Raw genomic sequence first — 2,782 nt, 5'->3', positions numbered from 1 at the left:
TGTCAACGGCCACGAAGTGACCTTGCTGTGCGGACAGCGGATGGCGAGGCTGGCGGACAGCAGAAGTCCAGGCCTGTGCCCACCGATGTCCCGGTGGGCGGCCGTGGGGTTCCCGCAAGGATGGTCAGGCCAACGGGACCACCCCCTTGCCGGCCAGGGCCTGGGCGAGGCGGTGCGAATCGCCGGAAGTCAGGACGAGATGCGCGTGGTGAAGTAGTCTGTCGACAGCGGCGGTCGCAATGGTCTTAGGCATGATCGTGTCAAAGCCTGAAGGGTGAATGTTGCTGGTCACGGCTATCGAGCGCCTCTCGTATGCGGCGTCGATGATGCGGTAGAACGCCTCAGCGGCCTCGGCCTGGACCGGGAGCATGCCGATGTCGTCGATGACGATCAGATCGGCCCGGCAGATCCGGGCGACGGTGCGCGCGGTCGAGCCGTCGATCTTGGTCTTGGCGATGACCGCGTGCAGGGTCTCGAGGGTGAACCAGGCGACCTTCAGATCCTTCTCGATCGCGGCATGGGCGAGGCCCTCGATGAGGTGACTTTTCCCTGTACCGGACGGGCCCGCGATCACCAGATTCTCCGCGCGACCGATCCATTCGAGGGTGACCAGCGCGTTCTGGGTCGCCTCCGGGATGGTGGACTCCTCCGGCCGCCAGGAGCCGAGGGTCTTGCCGGTGGGGAAGTTCGCGCTGGCGCGGCGTATGCGCCGGGTGGCGGCGTCGCGTCCGACGACCTCCTCGGTGATCAGGACTTTGAGGACCTCGGCGGGGTCCCAGCGTTGGGCGCGGGCGGTGGAGAGCACGTCGGGTGCGGCTTTGCGCAGGTAGGGCAGGCGCATGCGGCGCAGCAGCCGGTCGAGCTCGTCGGGCAGCGGCGGGGCGGCGGGGGTGGCCATGTTTAGTGGTCCTTGTTCTCGTCGAGGTGGCGGGTCAGGGCGCGGGCGCCGTCGGCGGCGGCCAGGGCGATGCCGGGGGCAAGCGCCGGGTCGCGCCACCGGTTGCGCAGGTATTTGTCGGTCAGGTCGAGCACGTCGCGGATGTAGAGCGCGTCCTCGCGTCCGAGTAGGAGGGGCGGGGTGGTCGTGGTCATCGGCCGTAGGCGTCCCAGCCGAAGGTTCCCGGCTGCACGGAGTGGGCCTCATCCGCGCGGGTGACCTCGCCGAGGGTGCCGAGGGCGGCGACGTGGTCGGCGATGGAGGCCAGGTCGCCGTCGGAGAAGCGCCCGGCCTCGGCGGCCATGTCCAAGGCGGTGTCGATCACGTCGGTGCCCAGCAGCGCGGCGAGCTCGAGCGCGTGGCCCATCTTGGCGCGGATGCGGACGGTGCCGGTGGCCGCGGCGTCGGTCAGCCACCGTTCGGCGCCCGGGCCGATCTGCAGGAACGCGATCTCCGCCGGCGTGCGCGGCCGGGGCCTGGGGGCGGTGATCGCCCGGCCGCCGGGATGGTTCGGGTAGTGCGCATCCTCGATGCGCGGGTTGCCCGGGGTCGAGGTGCGGTGCCGGGCGATCTCGGCCAGGCCGGCCGCGGTATCGGCGGTGATCACCAGTTCCTCGCCCACGACCCTGCAGTACACGTAGGTCCCGACGTGTCCGGGCGGGGTGGAGTAGCGCACCGATCCGAAGCGGATCGTCTGCCCCTCGTCGACCAGGCGCTGCTCTCCGGCGGCGAGGGCGAACGGGGCGTGCGGGACCCGGTGCAGCGCCTCGCGCTCGATCGCCAGCCTCGCGGCAGGTGTCTTGCCGGTCTCCCGGTGCACCCGGTTGTTGACCTTGTCGCAGAACTCCGCGCACGCCTCGGCCAGCTCCTCGAAGGAGGCGTAGCCGGGGTGCAGGTTCGCCGCGGTGGGCACCAGGTCCCACTTCGCGATCTTCACGGTGGCCTCGACCCCGCCCTTGGTCTCCGGGTCGAAGGGCACACACGACTCCACCGATGCGCCGTAGTGCCGGCCGAGCTCGACCATCTGCGGATGGCGCACCGGGATGCCGGCGACGTGCTCGAGCGTGATGGTCTTGGCATTGTCCGACAGGACGAACGTCGGCACCCCGCCGATCGCGCGGAACGTCGTATCGAGGTTCGAGGCCAGCGTGCCGACGGTCGAGTCCCACACCGGGATCACCACCCGGAACCTCGACCACGCCAGCCAGGCACAGAACAACCAGGTCTTGCGGCCACCGACCTCGGGCCCCTTGCCCCAATCCACCTGCAACCAGAGCCCGGGCTCCGGGACCCACGGCCGGTAGGTGCGCCGCCGCCCGGCCTTCCAGGCGGCCTTCGCCTCGGCCACCGCCCGCCTGGTGGAGCGCTCGTTCCCGACGAACCCCATGGCCGTGATCTTGCGGTGCACCACGTCGGCGCGGATCTTCCCGGCCGACTCCTCCACCCACGCCTCGATCTTGTCCAGGAACGGGTCGATGGCCCGCGGCCGCCGCTCACGCTCGTACGGACTACGCCCGGCATCCCGTGCCTCGACGTACCGCTTGACCGTCTGCGGGTCGCAGCCCGCGAGCTGCGCGGCCGACCACACGGTCTGCGTCAGGTCGTATGCCCTGAGTATTTCCACGATCTCCCTGCCAGACTTCGTCACGGGACCTCTTCGGTGCGGTTGAGCTAATGCGTGCAAACATCAGCAAAACCCACCGGAGAGGTCTCTTCGCTAACGGATCAAGGCGGGAACTCGCACGGTCACCACGCGGCTACAGATGGCCGCCTACCTAGACTTCTCATGTCCGTGGACCGGGACTCACATGTCCGCCCACCACGACTCTTCCACGTCCGCCGTCA

Annotated in this window: 3 protein-coding genes; all 3 read right to left on the bottom strand. The window is 69.7% G+C overall.

Annotated features, from left to right (window positions below; translation table 11 throughout):
- Positions 1-124: 124 nt before the first annotated feature.
- Genes istB through istA form a run of 3 tightly spaced genes read right to left on the bottom strand, consistent with a single transcriptional unit; the run spans position 125 to position 2,585 of the window.
- Positions 125-898 carry an IS21-like element helper ATPase IstB gene (gene istB, locus KDK95_RS34345; RefSeq protein ID WP_212522542.1) on the bottom strand — a complete coding sequence of 258 codons (774 nt, stop codon included), beginning with the start codon at positions 896-898 and terminating at the stop codon, positions 125-127.
- Positions 899-900: 2 nt separating this feature from the next.
- The gene (locus KDK95_RS34340; protein WP_212522541.1) at positions 901-1,092 is read right to left on the bottom strand and encodes a hypothetical protein; all 192 of its coding nucleotides are present in this window, start codon (positions 1,090-1,092) and stop codon (positions 901-903) included.
- A complete protein-coding gene (istA, locus tag KDK95_RS34335) occupies positions 1,089-2,585 on the bottom strand; it encodes an IS21 family transposase (RefSeq protein ID WP_212522540.1) in 1,497 nt (498 codons plus the stop codon). Before istA ends, KDK95_RS34340 begins: the two co-directional genes overlap by 4 nt.
- Between the last annotated feature and the right edge of the window lie 197 nt (positions 2,586-2,782).

The sequence above is a fragment of the Actinospica acidithermotolerans genome (assembly GCF_018139625.1).
GTDB lineage: Bacteria > Actinomycetota > Actinomycetes > Streptomycetales > Catenulisporaceae > Actinospica > Actinospica acidithermotolerans.
The sequence above is the reverse complement of the archived record's forward strand: the minus strand, read 5'-3'. Positions and strand labels throughout refer to the sequence as shown.

Coding starts and splice junctions, on each gene's coding strand:
- istB (WP_212522542.1), bottom strand. CDS start 898: ATGGCCACCCCCGCCGCCCCGCCGCTGCCCGACGAGCTCGACCGGCTG.
- KDK95_RS34340 (WP_212522541.1), bottom strand. CDS start 1,092: ATGACCACGACCACCCCGCCCCTCCTACTCGGACGCGAGGACGCGCTC.